A 15151-nucleotide genomic window follows, 5' to 3' on the forward strand; every position below is an offset into this window, starting at 1 on the left:
CGGCCGCACGGGGCGGTTCGGCCCGGGCTCAGCCCAGCAGGCGCCCTCAGCCCAGAAGGTGCCCTCAGCCCAGAAGGCGCCCTCAGCCCAGGAGGCGGGGGCGGGCCCGGTGCGAGCCGTCGATGAACTCGAAGCCGCCGGCCGCGCTCAGCATGTGCAGGCGGGTGCCCGGCCAGGCCGCCCCCGGCCGCAGGCGCGTCTCGACCCGCTGGGCGTAGCCCTCCTCGTCGAGGCGCAGGATCCGGGCGAGGCCGAGCGCCGCGCCGTAGCCCTGTCGGCAATCCTGGACGGGCCGGATCAGGCCGCCGTCGCGCGCCACGATCGGGCCCGCGGCCCGGGCGGAGCCGATGTCGATCAGCACCGGGTTGTGCCGGTGGGGCGTCCAGGGCCCGCGGAAATGCGGCGCGTGCCAGAGATGGAGCGTGTCGGAGTAGCTGCCGCCGCCGGCCCGGACCGTGGCGAACATCCACCAGCGGCCGCCGTGCTGCAGCAGGGTCGCGTCCCCGGCCACGACCCCGTCCAGGAGCACCGCCTCGTGGACCCAGCCGCGCGGGAAGTCGGTGGCCCGGTAGAGGTCGATCGTCCCGGAGGCGTGGGATTCCGGGATCATCCAGACCTGCCCGTCCGCCTCGAACACGAACGGGTAGGACAGGTGGGTCTCGAGCTCGAGCACCGGCTCCGGCCGGCCGCGGGGCCCGTTCTCCCCGAAGCCCACCGCGGCGATCACGCCCTTGCCGCGGCGGTAGTCGAACTCCTCCACGAACAGGGTCACGGCGCCGTCCCGGGCGATCGCGAAGGGGTCGGCGTAGAAGCGCCGCCCGTCGTCGGGGAGGACCTGCCAGCCGCCCTCCGGATGCCGGCGCAGGTCGATCAGGTCGGGGCCGGCGATCCGCCGCCAGCCCACCCGCCAGTGCGGGCCGTGGAAGCAGAGGGCGTAGAGCCTGCGCGCGATCTGCCGGGCGAGCCCACCGGCGGCCCGACGGCGCGCGCCCAGGCCGCCGAGGTCGTAGCCGGCCGCGGGCTTCAGGGGCGCCCCGGCGCCGTCGGGAAGCTCCGTCGAGGCGGCGCCGTCGAGGGCGGCGAGGATCAGCGTGATGGTCCGCGCGAGGTAGCCCTCGAAGGCCGCGAGCATCACCGTGTGCGATTCCGCGCCCAGGCGGCCGACCGCCACCGGCCTGCCGTCCGGCCCGCGCAGCGCCGCCACCGGCGCTCCGTGGGCGAACAGGGCGGCGAGGAGGCCGGCCTCGCCCGGCATCCCGTCGTAGTCGAGCCGCCAGGCCGGCGCCGAGCCCGGCTCCGCGGGGCTGCCCGAAAGGTCGAGGACGAGGTCGGCGCCGCTCCCGCCGGGCTCCGGGCCCTCCGGGCTCGCCTCGTAGGGGGCGAGGGCCACCGGTTCCGCGGCGGTCGCCAGACCCGGCCGGGGCAGGCCGTGGATGGCGGCCTCCAGACGGAACAGGAGCTCCGCGTTCGGCGGCAGGCCCTCCGCGTGCTCCACCCAGGCGACCCGGATCCGATGGTCGGGCCGCTGCCCGAGCTGGTCGAGAAGGCGGATGTGCCAGCCGCGCAGGGACCGTCGGTCGAGCCACACGGTGACGGTCCGGGTGCGGGAGAGCGTCCCGGACGCCGGCGGCTCCGCCCGGGTGGGAGCCCGGCCACCGGCCGCCGACGATCGGTCCGTGCCTCCGATCGCCCGCTCCATCAGCCGGTCAGCCTCATGCCCCGCGTGCCGGATTTCGTGTCGACGCTCACGGCAGCCAGGCCCGGTATGCGCCCGGTCCCGACCCTGGATACGGTCGAGCCGGGCTCGAATGCTGTTACGCCGCACCACGATCAAGCACGGCCGAGTGGCTGTCTACCGGTTCAAGCTTAACGCGCGAGACGATTTCTGGACGGTGAACCGAAAAAATCGAAACGCGGGCCTTCAAATAAACGCGTGTTGGCGGGCGGTGGTACAATGTCGCGAGGCCGTGGCGGCTCGCCGAGGGGAACCCCACCTCCAGCTGGACCGTTCGCCAGACAATGACGTGGTGCGGAGACAGGACATGACGCGCAAGACGCTGACGATGCCCCTCGCGGCGATGCTCCTCGCCGCCATCCCGGGGACGGCCTTTGCCTGGGGCGGTGGCGGCGGTGGCGGCGGCGACAGCGGCAGCGGCCTCTCGCCCTACGCGGCGCTGAGCGGCAACGATCGCTCGGCGGGGGTCAACAACGGCAATTACCGCGACCCGGCCCTCGATCCCTATATCCGCACCTACGACCCGGAGGCCGCGGCCCGCTACGCCGCTCCGCCGGCGGCGCAGCCGCGCCTGCGCGTGCGGCCCTATTACGGGCATCCGTACTGAGGGCGCGGGGGCGCTCCCGCTGCCGCACGGGCAGGGGCCCCCGACGTCGACGGAGTTCAGGAGCGTCCGGTGCCGCTCGCGGCCCGGACGCGCTTGAGCGTCCACGGTCCGCCCGAGAGCTTGCAGCCGGTGCCGCGGACGAAGCGGCTGCGGCTCGGCGCGATCACCGATGCCAGGAAGTTGCGGCAGATCAGCTCATCCGAGACATACGGCAGCCCGGTCGGGTTGACCGACCCGTGAAGCCCGGTCTCCGGGTTGTCCCACTTGACCGGGCGCCCGTTGCCCTGCGGATCCAGGGCGACGCTCAGGGCGGCCCGCGCCCGGCGCCAATCCTCCTCGGCGAGGTCGTCCCCGAAACTCACGGGCCGCTTCTCGATGCTGCCGGTGACGGTCGGCTCCTCGACCACGCGCGCCGCCGCCGGGGGATCGCCCCGGAAGACCAGCAGTGGCTGGCTGCAGCCGCACAGGACCATCGCCAGAGACAGGGCCGAGACGGACGCGCCGATCTGCGACCGCCGGCTTGGCCCTTTACACGCGCATCCCCGCATTACACCTGACTCACGACGGGCTATTCGCTCGACCGAACACGCCGATGTCGGTGCCCCCTCAGGCCCTGGACGCGGCAGGCAGGAGTCTTGGCGTGGATCAGTTAAGGACCGATGACCCGAAGAGCGCGGACTTCACGCTGAGCGAGGACCCCGTCGGGCTGTTCGCCGCCTGGATGAAGGAGGCCGAGGCCTCCGAGCCCGAGGACGCGAACGCGATGGCGCTCGCCACCGCCGGATCGGACGGGCTGCCGGACGTGCGGATGGTCCTGTTGAAGGACTTCGACGCCCGCGGCTTCGTGTTCTACACCAACACCCAGTCCACCAAGGGCGAGGAGCTGGCGCAGAACCCCCAGGCCGCCCTGGTGCTGCACTGGAAGAGCCTGCGCCGGCAGGTGCGGGCCCGTGGGCCGATCACGCCGGTCACGGCCGCGGAGGCCGACGCCTATTTCCAGAGCCGCCGCCGGGAGAGCCGCCTCGGTGCGATCGCCAGCCAGCAATCCCGCCCGCTCGCGGACCGCGCCACGCTGATGTCGGCGGTGGCGGAGCTGTCCGAGCGCTACGGGGACGGGCCGATCCCCCGGCCTGAGCACTGGACCGGGTTCCGGATCGCGCCGGTGAGCGTCGAGTTCTGGCAGAACGGCGACTTCCGCCTGCACGACCGCGTGCGCTTCACCCGGACGGGCGCGGGCTGGAGCCGGGCGCGGCTCTATCCCTGACCGCGGCCGAAACGCAGAGAGCCCCGGCAGGGCCGGGGCTCTCGCGTCGCGTGACAGAGAGCGACGAGGCTCAGGCCTCCTCGCCGTCCTTCTTCTCGTCCTCGGCGGATTCCTCGGCCTTCTCCTCGGCGGCCTCGGCCGACTGCGCCTCGGCGATGGCGGCCTCCTCGGCCTCCACCTCGGCGCCCAGCACGGTCGGCGGCACGATGTTGGCCACCGGGTCGGTCGCCTCGCCGGTGTAGGTGCCGGCCGGGATCTTGATGTCGGAGACGTGGATGACGTCGCCGATCGCGCGGCCGGTCAGGTCGACCTCGATCGCGTCCGGGATCTGGTCGGGGGCGACGTCGAGGCTCAGCGTGTGGGCCACGATGTTGAGGGTGCCGCCGAGCTTCTTGATGCCAGGGGCCGCGTCCTCGTTGACGAAGTGCACCGGCACCTCGACCGTGACGGTCTGGCCCGAGACGACGCGCAGGAAGTCGACGTGCAGCGGCACGCCGGTCACCGGGTCGAGCTGGAAGTCGCGCGGGATCGCGCGGACCTTCTTGCCGCCGGCGTTGATCTCGAACAGCGTGGTCTTGAAGCCGCCGGCGTAGATCAGGGTGCGGGTGCGGATGAGGTCGACCGCGATGGATTGCGGCGGCTGGCCGCCCCCGTAGATGACGGCGGGAATCTGGCCCTGGCGACGAACGGCCCGGGCGGCCCCCTTGCCGACCCGGTCGCGTGCCACGGCCTCAAGCGTCTTCACAGCGCTCATGGCGTGATCCTTTACGATTGCTGGAGCCGGAAAACGAAAAGGCCGCCCCTGGCGGACGGCCACATCCTTCCCGGCGCGCCCCTGCCTCCAAGGGTGTCTCGGGGGCGCGCCGTGCGCTTACACGGACGGGGCCGGATTGGCAATGCGGCGCCGCCGACCCATGGCCGCCTGACCGTCCGGCATCGATCACAGGCCCGCCAGCGCCCGCCGCGCCCGGCGCTTCTGCAGCCACAGGGTCAGGCCGAGCGCCGTGCCGATCACCAGCGCCGAGATCGCCGTGGTCACCGTGCCGAGGGCGTAGATCTCCGGCGTCGTCACCGTGGTGGTCAGGCCCTGCAGCTCCAGCGGCAGGGTGTTGCGGCCGCCGATCGCCTGGCTGGTGCGGGCGAGTTCGTCGAACGACAGGGTGAAGCCGAACAGCGCGACGCCGACGAGCGCGGGCGCGAGGATCGGCACGACCACGTGCCGGAGCGTCTGCGGGCCGCTGGCGCCGAGGTCGCGGGCGGCCTCCTCGTAGGCCGGGTCGAACCGGTTGAACACCGCGAACATGATCAGCAGGCCGAAGGGCAGCGTCCAGGTGAGGTGCGCCCCCAGCGCCGAGGTGTAGAGGCCCATCAGCGTGCCGTGGTCCTGCAGGAATCCCCAGCCGGTCGCGGCCGCGAGGGCCTTCACGGCGTCGTCGAGGAGCCGGAACTCCAGCCCGATCCCCAGCGAGACCACGATCGAGGGCACGATCAGGCTCGACACGGCGAGAGCGAAGACGAGGCCGGCCCCGCGAAACCCCTTCCGGAAGGCGAGGCCGGCGTAGAACGCGATCCCCACGGTGAGCGCCATCACCACGAGGCCGAGGGCCAGGGAGCGCCGGAACGCCGCCCAGATGTCGACGACGCCGACGCCTTCCCACAGCTTGGCGAACCAGTGGGTCGAGACCCCGTTCATCGGGAAGGTCAGGCCGCCGGACGGGCCCTGGAAGCTGAGCGCCAGGATCGTCAGGGTCGGCCCGTAGAGGAACAGGACGTAGAGGGCGAAGACCGCCGCCAGCAGGTAGAAGGCGCGGCCGCGGGGCTGATCCATCGCTACAGCTCCCGCCGGAGGTCGATCATCCGGGTGAGCCCCAGGATCATCAGCAGCACGGCGGCGAGCAGCACCACGGCGTTGGCGGCGGCGGCCGGAAACTGCAGGTAGGACATCTGCACCTGGATCACCTTGCCGACGCTGGCGATCTGCTGGCCGCCCATGACGCCGACGGTGACGAAGTCGCCCATCACCAGCGTCGTCACGAAGATCGTCCCGATGGCGATGCCGGGCTTGGCGAGCGGCAGGATCACGTTCCAGAGGATCTGCGCGCCGGACGCGCCGCCGTCGCGCGCCGCCTCGATCAGCCGCCGGTCGATGCGCGCGAGGCTGTTGAAGATCGGCACGATCATGAACACCGTGTCGAGGTGCACGAAGGCCAGGACCACCGCGAAGTCGGAGTAGAGCAGGCCCTCGATCGGCGCGCGGATCAGCCCGAGGCTGCGCAGCGTGTCGTTGACGAGGCCGTTGCGGCCGAGGAGCGGGATCCACGAGATCATGCGGATCACGTTCGAGGTCCAGAACGGGATCGTGCAGAGCAGGAACAGGCCCATCCGCACCGTGCCCGAGCGGACGTGGAAGGCCAGGAAGTAGGCGATCGCGAAGCCGAGCGGCAGGGTGATCGCCAGCGTCAGCACGACGAACTTCACCGTCGAGAGATAGGTGCGCACCGTCGTGCAGAGGTCGGCCGACAGGCAGCCGTCGAACACGTCGACGTAGTTCTGAAGGGTGAGCGCCGGGATGATCTCGTACTCGTTGTACTCCCAGAGCGAGACGATCCCGGTGAGCACCAGCGGGACCACGAGGAAGATCAGGAAGACGAGAGCCAGCGGGGCGGCCTGGAGATAGGCGAGGGCGCGGCGGCGGGGGCGCGCCGCGACGGCGGGCGCCGCGGTCCGCTCGGCGGCCGCGGCAGCGGGCAGGGCGAGATCGGTCATCGGATTCGCCCCCCGCGCGCCGATGCATCCCGCCCCCCTCCGCGGGGGAGGGGGCGGGGAGAGGCGGCGGCGCCCACCGCCCTCACGCCGCGATGAACTCGTTCCACTTGCGCACCATGTAGGTGTTCTCGTCCATCACGGCGTTCCAGCAGGCGACCGCGCCCATCCGCGCGTCGAAGGAGCCGCCGTCGCGGGTGGCACCGGCCTTCTCGATCAGGGTGCCGTCGGGGCCGAGGATGTCCTTCTCGGCGGGCTTCCCCTCCATCCAGAAGGCCCACTCGTAGGGCTGCATGTTCGCCTGGGCGGTCTCCAGCACGGCCGAGTAGTAGCCCTGCCGGTTGAGGTAGGCCCCGGCCCAGCCGGACAGGAACCAGTTGATGAAATCGTAGGCGGCGTCGAGCTTCCGGCCGCTCAGGGTCTTGGGGATGCCGAAGCCCGAGGCCCAGGCCCGGTAGCCCTCCTTCAGCGGCTGGTAGGTGCAGGGCACGCCCTGCGCCCGCACCTTGGTGACGGCGGGCGACCACATCGACTGGATCACCGTCTCGCCCGAGGCCATCAGGTTCACGGATTCGTTGAAGTCCTGCCAGAAGGCCCGGAACTGGCCGGCGCGCTTGGCCTCGATCAGCACCTTGATGGTGCGGTCGATCTCGGGCTTCGTCATGTTGCCCTTGTCGCCGTAGGTGTAGTCGCCGGTCGCCTCCACCACCATGGCGGCGTCCATGATGCCGATCGACGGGATGTTGAGGATCGAGGCCTTGCCCTTGAAGGCCGGGTTCAGGAGCTCCTTCCAGCTCGTGACGGGCACCTTGATCAGGTCCGGCCGGATGCCCAGCGTGTCGGCGTTGTAGACGGTCGGGATCAGCGAGATCCACCCGGTCTGTTCGCCGGCAAATTTTTTGGACTCCTGGCCCTCCAGGTAGAAGACCTTGCGGGGCGCCGTGCCCTGGTCGCCGATCCGCTTTCCCGCCACTTCCCCCTTGGTGAAAATGGAAGAGATCTTGTCGGCGAGCTTGATCCGCCCGGCGTCCATGCCCTGCAGGTTGCCGGAAGGCAGGATCTTCTTGAGGCTGAAATACTCGGTGTCGATCAGGTCGAAGGAGTTCGGCTGGGTGACCGCCCGCTTGGTCACCTCGTCCGTCACCACCGGGATGTACTCGATGGTCAGGCCGAGATCCTCCTTCACCTTCCGGGCGATGTCGGCGGACTGGTTCACCGCGGTCCCGAGGTAGCGCAGGGTCACGGGCTCGGCGGCGTGCACCGCCGGGAAGCCGGTCACCGGCGTCGCGGCGAGCGCGGCCGCCCCCTTCAGGAGCGTGCGGCGGCTCGGCTTCGAGGGCAGGTCCATGGTCGTCTCCCTACGGGTTACGCGTCGAGGCGATGGGCGGCGGCGGCGTCCCAGCCGACCGGGACCGTGTCGCCGAGGTGGAACGGGCGGGCCGCGTAAGCCGCGTCGCTGAGGATGGCGGTGAGGGCGGCGGGGCTCTCGGGGGCGCGCTCCAGCCCCTCGGCGTCGAGGCCGACATGGACGCTGGTGCCCTGGTACTCGACCGCGACCACCCGGGCCGGCAGCGCGGCGGGGCCGGCCTCGGCGCCGAGCCGCATCCGGTCGGCCCGCACGGCGACGAGACCCTCCGACAGCCGGATCACGTTGTGGCCGCCGATGAACCGGGCCACGAAGGCGGTGGCCGGCCGCTCGAACACGGTGCGCGGGTCGGCGGCCTGCTCGATCCGGCCGGCATTCATCACCACCACGAGGTCGGAGAGCGCCATCGCCTCCTCCTGGCTGTGGGTGACGTGGATGAAGGTGAGGCCCAGCTCGGTCTGGATCCGCTTCAGCTCCACCCGCATCCGCACCCGCAGGAACGGGTCGAGGGCCGAGAGTGGCTCGTCGAGCAGCAGCACCTTCGGGCCGGTGACGAGGGCGCGGGCGAGGGCCACGCGCTGCTGCTGGCCGCCCGAGAGCTGGGCCGGCAGGCGCCCGGCGAGGTGGCCCATCTGCACGAGGTCGAGCATCGCCATCGCCTTGGCGCGGCGCTCGGCCTTGCCGATGCCGCGCATCTTCAGGCTGAACGCGACGTTATCGCGCGCGTCGAGGTGCGGGAACAGGGCGTAGCTCTGGAACATCATGGCGGTGCCGCGCTCGGCCGGGGCCGCGTCGCCCACCGCCTTCGGGCCGATCACCACGTCGCCCGCGCTGGCGCGCTCGTGGCCGCCGATCATCCGCAGCGTCGTGGTCTTGCCGCAGCCGGAAGGGCCGAGCAGGCAGCAATAGGCGCCGGACGGCACCTTCAGGTCGATGCCGTCGACCGCAATGGCCGCGCCGTAGCGCTTGGTCAGGCCGATCAGCTCGACGTCCATGCGGTTCTCCCCCGGGGGCTGCAGGCAAGCGGCGGGCCAGCGCGTCCTTCAGGCGTCCCGCCGCTCGGCCGGGTCGACGGCCCGGTCGAGCACCCGCCCGCGGCCCGGCTCGGACAGGACCCGGCCGTCCTCGGCGATCACCTGCCCGCCCGCGATCGTCACCACCGGCCAGCCGGTGACGTCGAAGCCTTCCCACGGCGTGTAGTCGGAGCCGTGGTGCAGGTTCGCCTGGCGGATGGTCTCGCGCCGGTTCGGATCCCAAAGCGTGAGGTCGGCGTCGAAGCCCGGAGCGATCGAGCCCTTGCGCGGGTAGAGCCCGTACAGCTTGGCGTGGTTGGTGGCGGTCAGCGCGGCGAACTGGTTGAGGCTGATCCGCCCCTTCGAGACCCCTTCCGAGAAGAACACCGGCAGCCGCGTCTCGATGCCGGGGATGCCATTCGGGATCCAGCGGAAGGAGGTCTTACCCCGCGGGTTCAGCTTGCCCTGCGGGTCGTCGTAGCGGAACGGGCAATGGTCGGAGGAGACCACGTCGAAGATCCCGCGCCGGATCCCCGACCAGACCGCCTCCTGGCTCTCGACGTCCCGCGTCGGCGGCGAGCAGACGTACTTCGCCCCCGCCATGAGATCCTCCTGGCCGAGTCCCTTCATGTCCTCGGCCGTCAGCGTCAGGTATTGCGGGCAGGTCTCGGCCCGGATCTTCAGGCCCCGCGCCTGCGCCCAGGCGATCTGCTCGGTGGCCTCGCGGCCCGAGACGTGGACGATGACGATCGGCAGGTCGATCAGCTCGGCGTGGCTGATCGCCCGGTGCGCCGCCTCCCGCTCGACGATCTCGGGGCGCGACAGGGCGTGGCCGTAGGGCCTGGTCTCGCCCGCCCGCTCCAGCCGCTCGCTGAGGTAGCGGATCGCGTCGTAGCCCTCGGCGTGGACCATGACCCGGGCGCCCTGCCGCCGCGCGACGTGGAACACGTCGAGGAGCTGGCGGTCGTTCAGGACGAGGTCGTCGTAGGTCATGAAGACCTTGAACGAGGTGTAGCCGTCGGCGACCAGAGCCGGCAGCTCCTGGCCGAGCACCGCCTCGCTCGGGTCCGAGATGATCATGTGGATCGCCACGTCGACGTGGCACTGGCCCTCGGCCCGGGCCCTGTAGGCGTCGACCGCACCGCGCAGGGAGGCGCCCCGGGGCTGGAGCGCGAAGGGCATCACGCAGGTGTTGCCGCCGGCCGCCGCCGCCCGGGTGGCGCTGGCGAAATCGTCGGCCATGACGATGCCGGGGCCGGACTCCTGGGCGATGTGGACGTGGCTGTCGATGCCGCCGGGCAGCACCAGCAGGCCGGAGGCGTCGATCACCCGGGCCGCGTCGGCGATGCCCTCGGCCACCGCGACGATCCGGCCGCCGCGCACGCCGACATCGGCCCGGACCGTGTCGCTCGCCGTGACCACCGTGCCGCCCCGGATGGCAAGGTCGAATTCGGGCATGCCGCTCACTCCTTCCGCGCCAACGGGCGCGCCGGGCCGATGCACGGTCCGCGCCGATTCGGGCGGACGGGGTCGGCGGGGCAGGAGGTCACAGGCGGCCGCGTCGGTCCATCCACCCGCGCCGCGCAGTGACCCAGGGCCGCGCGACGCCGGAGAGCGGGGCGCTACCCTGGATCGCTTCGCTCCGCTCGCGAGGGCGGGTGTTTCGCGGGGTTCCGTGCAGAATCCCGGCCTACGGGCCGCGGGTTGGCCGGCTCGGCCGCTACATCCGCGGATCGAGCGCGCAGGCTCGACGGCGCCGCCGCGTGGAACTGCCGCCAGACGCGGCGCATGTGCCGGGCGGAGCCGAAGCCGGCCCGCTCGGCGATCCGCTCCAGGCCGAGATCGCTCCGCGCGATCAGGTCGCGGGCCAGCGCGACGCGGGACCGGTTGACCGCGTCCGTCACCGTCATGCCCGCGTGGAGCCGGAACAGCCGCGCGAGGTTGCGCGGGCTCGCGCCCACGAACCGGCCGAGCAGCGCCGGCGACCAGTCTCGGGCCGGGTCGGCGGCGATCGCGTCCTGGGCCCGGTGCACCGCCGGGTGCAGGTGGCTGCGCCCCTCGAGCCAGGGCGAGAGCTGGGGGTCGTCGGGCCCGCGCCGCATGTACACGACGAGCGCCCGCGCGACGGCAACCGCCGTCGCCGGGCCCGCCCACTCCGCCACGAGGTGCAGCATCAGGTCGATGCCGGCCGTGACGCCGGCGCTGCTGAACCGGTCGCGGTCCTGCACGAACAGGCGGTTCTCCAGCACCCGGGCCCGGGGCGCCGCCGCCCGCAGCCGGTCGCAGCTGGCGTGGTGGGTGGTGCAGGCGTAGCCGTCGAGGAGCCCGGCCCGCGCCGCCAGTAGCGCGCCCTCGCAGACGGTCGCGACGGTGTGGCCCGGCCGGACGGCGCCGCGCAGCCACGCGACGATCTCGGCCTCCGCGTCGGCGTCGGCGTCGGCCGCCCGCTCCGGCGCGTCGCCGAGCACCCGCGTCGCGGAGCCCGGCAGGAGCACGACCGTCCCGTCGGCCACCGTATCCGGCAGAGGTCCGGCCCCGCCCAGGTCGAGCCCGATCGAGCAGCGGGTGAGCGCCCGCGGCGCCGCGTACGCCACCGCGAAGCCGACCCGGTCCTGGACGGTGCCGGCGATGCGCAGGACCTCCAGCGGGCCGGCGAGGTCGAGCAGCAGCGCGCGCGGCGGCAGGACCACGAGGACCGGGATGTGCCGGGCCGCCCCGCTCACGCGGCGACCGGCAGGTCCGGGCCGGCCAGCGCCTGATCCACCGTGGCGATCCGGGCGAACCGGTCGGCCAGCACCAGCTCGGTCCGGGCCTTGATGTCGTCGGCGCTGAAACGGCGGCCGTTCGGATGAGTCATGGCGAAAGTCAGGGTGGCCTCCGTCACGAAATCGATCTGCCAGCCGCTGTCGGAGGCGTGGCGGGCCGTGGTCTCGCAGCATTGCTCGGTCCGGATGCCCGACACGATCAGCCGGCGGATACCGTGCTGCGTCAGCCAGCCGGACAGGCCGGTCTCGACAAGGGCGCTGTGCCGGCGCTTGTGGAAGATGGCCGTCGGCGTGATCACGACCGGCTCGAGGGTGCGAACGTGGCCGGAGGCGATGGCGAACAGTCCGCTCTCGGCGACGTGCAACACCTGCAGGACCGGGATCTGCCGCGCGGCGGCGCCGTCGATGAGCGCCTGAAGGCGCGCGGTGAAGGGCGGGACATCGGCGTCGTTCCAGAAGGGCCTGTGCCGGAAGGATTCCTGGACATCGATGACCAGCAGCGCAACATCGGACATTTCGTGTCTCCCGCTCGGTGAAGCGAGCCGCAGCATTCACCGAGCGGACGCAGCGGGAAAGAAACCGCACCGCCAACCAGCGGACAGATCCGGCCAATCTCCGGCGCGCAGGAGCAGCCCATGACGGACCATCCCAGGACGATCTTCGTGCTCACCGGGGCCGGCGTCTCGGCCGAGAGCGGGCTCGGCACGTTCCGGGACCGCGGCGGGATCTGGGCGCGGTTCGACCCGATGAAGCTCGCCACCCCGGAGGCCTACGCGGCCGACCCTGACACGGTGCTCGACTTCTACGACCATCGCCGCCGCGGCGTGGTCGCGGCCGAGCCGAACGCCGCGCATCGTGCCCTGGCGCGGGCCGAGACGCGGATCGCCGCGCGGGGCGGGCGGCTGTTCCTGTGCACGCAGAACGTCGACGACCTGCACGAGCGGGCCGGCTCGCGGGCGATCACCCACATGCACGGCGAGTTGCTCAAGGCCCGCTGCTGCGCCTGCACCGCTGTCACGCCGTGGCGGGCCGACCTCAGCCGGGCAGACAGCTGCCCCGCCTGCGGCGCGGCGGGCCGGATGCGGCCGGACGTGGTCTGGTTCGGCGAGATGCCGATGCACCTCGACGCGATCGAGGCGGCGCTGGCCGAGGCCGACCTGTTCGTGGCGGTGGGCACGTCGGGGGCGGTCTACCCGGCCGCGGGCTACGTGCGGCAGGCGCGGGCCCTCGGCATCCCGACCTGCGAGGTCAACCTGGAGCCGTCCGACAATGCCGACGCCTTCGACGATGCCCGCTACGGGCCGGCGAGCGCCGCGCTGCCGCGCTACCTGGCCGAGCTCGGCCTCTGAGGCGGGCGCGGGACCGGCGGCGCGGGTCCCGCGCGGGGATTCGTGACGGGCCGCGGACAGGCCCGACCGCGCGGCGCTCGCCGTCGATCCTGCCAAGCCATTGTCCGAGTAGATCTTTTCGATCCGTGACCGGCCGGCCCGGGGCAGGATCAAAATCTTAAATGACGCGAATCACATCGGCGCGAGCTGTCAAGAACTGGTCGGGCAGTTGCCCACGGGTTACAACAGTCAAGCTCGGGATCGGCGTCGCGGCCTACCCGAGCGTTCGTTGAAGCCACAAGGGGAAGCGACTACCCATGCAGCACTTCACCGTAACCGACCGCGAGCGTGACACCGTCCTGGCGGCGCTGCGCTACTACCAGTTCTACCGGATGCAGGGTCACCCGTTCGACCCCCGTCAGGATCACCTGATCGACACCATCGCCGGCCGGGCCGGCGAGGCGCTGGACCTCGCCGAGATCGACGATCTCTGCGCCGGCCTGAACGGCAACCCGCACGCGCTCGCGGCCGCGGCGGCCTGAGGCACCTTCCGGGGCGGCCGAGGCCGCCCGCGACGACCCCGCGGCCGGCCTAGGGACGGGGCCGGAGGACGGGCAACCTCCGAGATGAGCGGGCCACCGCCGCCGGAGCGAACCTTCCTCACCGGGGCCGGGCTTCGCGCCCAACGACACCGTGCCGACGCGCATCCGGGCCTGCCCCGCGGCGCGTCGGTCCGACGGGCGGGTCCGCGCGGCGGGCCCCCCGAAAGGCCGGTTTCGCGCGACGTCGAAACGTGGCCTAACGGATGCGCGACGGCCGCAGGGCCGCGCCTTCCGGGAGCGCCGAGGCCGATGATGCGGACGGGTTCGCGACGGATCCGCCGCGGCGTGCTGCGGGGCGCCGGCCTCCTGCTCCTCGGGCTCGCGCCCGCCACAGCCGAGCCTGTTCAAGCTGCGCCCGAGAGCGTCGCCACCGCGCTGGTCGTCTCCGTGGACGTGTCGCAATCCGTCGACGACGCGCGCTTCCGGCTGCAGATGGAGGGCATCGCCGAGGCCCTGGAGGATCCGTCGGTCCTCGGCGCGATCACTGGCAATCCGGGCGGGATCCTGTTCGCGATGGTCACCTGGGCGGACCGGGCGAACCTCGCGGTCGGATGGCGGCGGATCGCCGGCCGCGCCGACGCCGCGGCGGCCGCGGCCCTAGTCCGGGCCACCCCGCGGCAGGCGGGCGAGTTCACCTGCCTCGGCCAGATGTTCCGCACGGTGACCGCCGCCGTGCTCCCGGCGCTGCCGGTCCCGGCCGAGCGCGTGGTGGTCGACGTCTCCGGCGACGGGATCGACAACTGCACCGACGCCGACAGCCTCACGGAGGCGCACCGGTCGCTGCTCGACACCGGCGCGACGGTCAACGGCCTGCCGATCCTGGTGCCGGGCGAGAACGACGTGGTCGGGGCCGGCGCCTACCGGGCGCCCGGCTATGGCCTGCTCCCGACCCCGCTGCCGCAGGAGCGGACGAGTCTGGAGCAGTGGTACCGCGCGCACGTCATCGGCGGTCCGGGGGCGTTCCTGCTGGCGGCCGCCGGCTACGGCGACTTCTCGCGGGCGCTGCGGCGGAAGTTCGTGATCGAGATCAGCGCGCTGGCTCGGTAGGGGCAGGGCCGGACCGACCCTATCCAATCCTCCTCCTCGTCCTGACTGAGGTGATTGCGCGGCGAGGCCGCGGAGGAGGGCTCCGGGGACCGCGCGGCCTCTGGACGGCTCCTTCGAGGCCCGCGCTGCGCTCCGGCGCCTCAGGATGACGGTGCGGGTTGGATCAACGGCGATGTCGAGGCGCGGTCACCGAGCCTCCGGCCTGTTCCGCCAAGCTCCTCACGGCGCCTTCTTCATCTGCTGCTCGGCGCGGGCGAGCGCCGCCTCGCAGCCCTTGGCGTCGCCCTTCTGATCCGCCGTGCGCGCCTCTTCCAGGGCGACCTTCGCCTGCTGGGCGGCGTCCGCGCCCTGGCCGGCCTGGGCCGCCTTCTCCGGGGGGGCCTGCGGCGACTCGTTCGCCCGCTGCCCCTCCGTCCCGGTGAGCCCCTCGCCGCCGCGCTTGGCGGCGTTGCCCTGGCCGCTGGTATTGGCCGAGATCGACTGGCTCACCTCGGACTGGACGCGCTTCGACATGCTGTCGATCCGGTCGCCGCAGGGCGAGGCGAGGGCGGGGACCGCCGTCAGGATCAGGGTCAGGCAGGCCGTGAGGGCGGGACGCATCATCGGGTCGGGTGCTTTCCAAAACATGGGGCCGCGGGTTCCCCCACGGCCCCAACGTCTC

General features: G+C 72.5%; 16 protein-coding genes. 5 read left to right on the plus strand and 11 right to left on the minus strand.

What is annotated here, in order from left to right:
* Window positions 1-82: 82 nt before the first annotated feature.
* The gene (locus ME121_RS17610; protein ID WP_012320881.1) at window positions 83-1699 is read right to left on the minus strand and encodes a glucosamine inositolphosphorylceramide transferase family protein; all 1617 of its coding nucleotides are present in this window, start codon (window positions 1697-1699) and stop codon (window positions 83-85) included.
* A 343-nt stretch (window positions 1700-2042) separates the two neighbouring features.
* Here ME121_RS17610 and ME121_RS17615 point away from each other — a divergent pair, with 343 nt between their 5' ends.
* Window positions 2043-2342 (plus strand): hypothetical protein, encoded by a 300-nt coding sequence (locus ME121_RS17615; RefSeq protein ID WP_012320880.1) that lies wholly within the window; start codon window positions 2043-2045, stop codon window positions 2340-2342.
* A gap of 56 nt (window positions 2343-2398) precedes the next feature.
* On the opposite strand, the gene ME121_RS17620 is transcribed toward ME121_RS17615, so the two are convergent.
* On the minus strand, window positions 2399-2890 hold the full coding sequence (locus ME121_RS17620; protein ID WP_012320879.1) for an RT0821/Lpp0805 family surface protein: 492 nt from the start codon (window positions 2888-2890) through the stop codon (window positions 2399-2401).
* Between the two features lie 92 nt (window positions 2891-2982).
* Between ME121_RS17620 and pdxH the strand changes: the two genes are divergently transcribed.
* Window positions 2983-3606, plus strand: a complete 624-nt coding sequence (gene pdxH, locus ME121_RS17625) for a pyridoxamine 5'-phosphate oxidase (protein WP_012320878.1) — start codon at window positions 2983-2985, stop codon at window positions 3604-3606.
* 70 nt (window positions 3607-3676) lie between these two features.
* On the opposite strand, the gene ME121_RS17630 is transcribed toward pdxH, so the two are convergent.
* The 8 genes from ME121_RS17630 to ME121_RS17665 form a co-directional block, all read right to left on the minus strand.
* Window positions 3677-4360, minus strand: coding sequence for a 50S ribosomal protein L25/general stress protein Ctc (locus ME121_RS17630; protein WP_029359103.1), 684 nt, complete (start codon window positions 4358-4360; stop codon window positions 3677-3679).
* 186 nt (window positions 4361-4546) lie between these two features.
* A complete protein-coding gene (locus tag ME121_RS17635; RefSeq protein ID WP_043074339.1) occupies window positions 4547-5434 on the minus strand; it encodes an ABC transporter permease in 888 nt (295 codons plus the stop codon).
* A 2-nt stretch (window positions 5435-5436) separates the two neighbouring features.
* On the minus strand, window positions 5437-6372 hold the full coding sequence (locus ME121_RS17640) for an ABC transporter permease (protein ID WP_059409297.1): 936 nt from the start codon (window positions 6370-6372) through the stop codon (window positions 5437-5439).
* A gap of 82 nt (window positions 6373-6454) precedes the next feature.
* Entirely contained in the window at window positions 6455-7717 is a 1263-nt protein-coding gene (locus ME121_RS17645) for an ABC transporter substrate-binding protein (RefSeq protein WP_059409299.1), read from the minus strand.
* A 17-nt stretch (window positions 7718-7734) separates the two neighbouring features.
* A complete protein-coding gene (locus ME121_RS17650) occupies window positions 7735-8730 on the minus strand; it encodes an ABC transporter ATP-binding protein (protein WP_043074337.1) in 996 nt (331 codons plus the stop codon).
* Window positions 8731-8778: 48 nt separating this feature from the next.
* Window positions 8779-10206 carry a dihydropyrimidinase gene (hydA, locus tag ME121_RS17655; RefSeq protein ID WP_012320872.1) on the minus strand — a complete coding sequence of 476 codons (1428 nt, stop codon included), beginning with the start codon at window positions 10204-10206 and terminating at the stop codon, window positions 8779-8781.
* A 164-nt stretch (window positions 10207-10370) separates the two neighbouring features.
* Window positions 10371-11471, minus strand: a complete 1101-nt coding sequence (locus ME121_RS17660) for a GlxA family transcriptional regulator (protein ID WP_058607167.1) — start codon at window positions 11469-11471, stop codon at window positions 10371-10373.
* On the minus strand, window positions 11468-12028 hold the full coding sequence (locus tag ME121_RS17665; protein WP_059409300.1) for an isochorismatase family protein: 561 nt from the start codon (window positions 12026-12028) through the stop codon (window positions 11468-11470). The genes ME121_RS17660 and ME121_RS17665 overlap by 4 nt, the downstream gene beginning before the upstream one ends.
* A gap of 120 nt (window positions 12029-12148) precedes the next feature.
* Here ME121_RS17665 and ME121_RS17670 point away from each other — a divergent pair, with 120 nt between their 5' ends.
* The 3 genes from ME121_RS17670 to ME121_RS17680 all read left to right on the plus strand — a co-directional run bounded on the left by ME121_RS17670 (window position 12149) and on the right by ME121_RS17680 (window position 14490).
* Entirely contained in the window at window positions 12149-12862 is a 714-nt protein-coding gene (locus ME121_RS17670; protein WP_012320869.1) for an SIR2 family NAD-dependent protein deacylase, read from the plus strand.
* A gap of 296 nt (window positions 12863-13158) precedes the next feature.
* Window positions 13159-13383 carry a hypothetical protein gene (locus tag ME121_RS17675; protein WP_012320868.1) on the plus strand — a complete coding sequence of 75 codons (225 nt, stop codon included), beginning with the start codon at window positions 13159-13161 and terminating at the stop codon, window positions 13381-13383.
* A gap of 312 nt (window positions 13384-13695) precedes the next feature.
* A complete protein-coding gene (locus tag ME121_RS17680) occupies window positions 13696-14490 on the plus strand; it encodes a DUF1194 domain-containing protein (RefSeq protein ID WP_012320867.1) in 795 nt (264 codons plus the stop codon).
* A gap of 219 nt (window positions 14491-14709) precedes the next feature.
* On the opposite strand, the gene ME121_RS17685 is transcribed toward ME121_RS17680, so the two are convergent.
* The gene (locus tag ME121_RS17685; protein WP_408902446.1) at window positions 14710-15117 is read right to left on the minus strand and encodes a hypothetical protein; all 408 of its coding nucleotides are present in this window, start codon (window positions 15115-15117) and stop codon (window positions 14710-14712) included.
* Between the last annotated feature and the right edge of the window lie 34 nt (window positions 15118-15151).

It is taken from the genome of Methylobacterium sp. ME121 (assembly GCF_000974725.1).
Lineage (GTDB): Bacteria > Pseudomonadota > Alphaproteobacteria > Rhizobiales > Beijerinckiaceae > Methylobacterium > Methylobacterium radiotolerans.

Excerpts from the sequence above, each read along its gene's own strand:
- ME121_RS17610 (WP_012320881.1), bottom strand. The coding sequence starts at position 1,699 with ATGGAGCGGGCGATCGGAGGCACGGACCGATCGTCGGCGGCCGGTGGC.
- ME121_RS17615 (WP_012320880.1), top strand. The coding sequence starts at position 2,043 with ATGACGCGCAAGACGCTGACGATGCCCCTCGCGGCGATGCTCCTCGCC.
- ME121_RS17620 (WP_012320879.1), bottom strand. The coding sequence starts at position 2,890 with ATGCGGGGATGCGCGTGTAAAGGGCCAAGCCGGCGGTCGCAGATCGGC.
- ME121_RS17630 (WP_029359103.1), bottom strand. The coding sequence starts at position 4,360 with ATGAGCGCTGTGAAGACGCTTGAGGCCGTGGCACGCGACCGGGTCGGC.
- ME121_RS17635 (WP_043074339.1), bottom strand. The coding sequence starts at position 5,434 with ATGGATCAGCCCCGCGGCCGCGCCTTCTACCTGCTGGCGGCGGTCTTC.
- ME121_RS17640 (WP_059409297.1), bottom strand. The coding sequence starts at position 6,372 with ATGACCGATCTCGCCCTGCCCGCTGCCGCGGCCGCCGAGCGGACCGCG.
- ME121_RS17645 (WP_059409299.1), bottom strand. The coding sequence starts at position 7,717 with ATGGACCTGCCCTCGAAGCCGAGCCGCCGCACGCTCCTGAAGGGGGCG.
- ME121_RS17650 (WP_043074337.1), bottom strand. The coding sequence starts at position 8,730 with ATGGACGTCGAGCTGATCGGCCTGACCAAGCGCTACGGCGCGGCCATT.
- hydA (WP_012320872.1), bottom strand. The coding sequence starts at position 10,206 with ATGCCCGAATTCGACCTTGCCATCCGGGGCGGCACGGTGGTCACGGCG.
- ME121_RS17665 (WP_059409300.1), bottom strand. The coding sequence starts at position 12,028 with ATGTCCGATGTTGCGCTGCTGGTCATCGATGTCCAGGAATCCTTCCGG.
- ME121_RS17670 (WP_012320869.1), top strand. The coding sequence starts at position 12,149 with ATGACGGACCATCCCAGGACGATCTTCGTGCTCACCGGGGCCGGCGTC.
- ME121_RS17675 (WP_012320868.1), top strand. The coding sequence starts at position 13,159 with ATGCAGCACTTCACCGTAACCGACCGCGAGCGTGACACCGTCCTGGCG.
- ME121_RS17680 (WP_012320867.1), top strand. The coding sequence starts at position 13,696 with ATGCGGACGGGTTCGCGACGGATCCGCCGCGGCGTGCTGCGGGGCGCC.
- ME121_RS17685 (WP_408902446.1), bottom strand. The coding sequence starts at position 15,117 with ATGTTTTGGAAAGCACCCGACCCGATGATGCGTCCCGCCCTCACGGCC.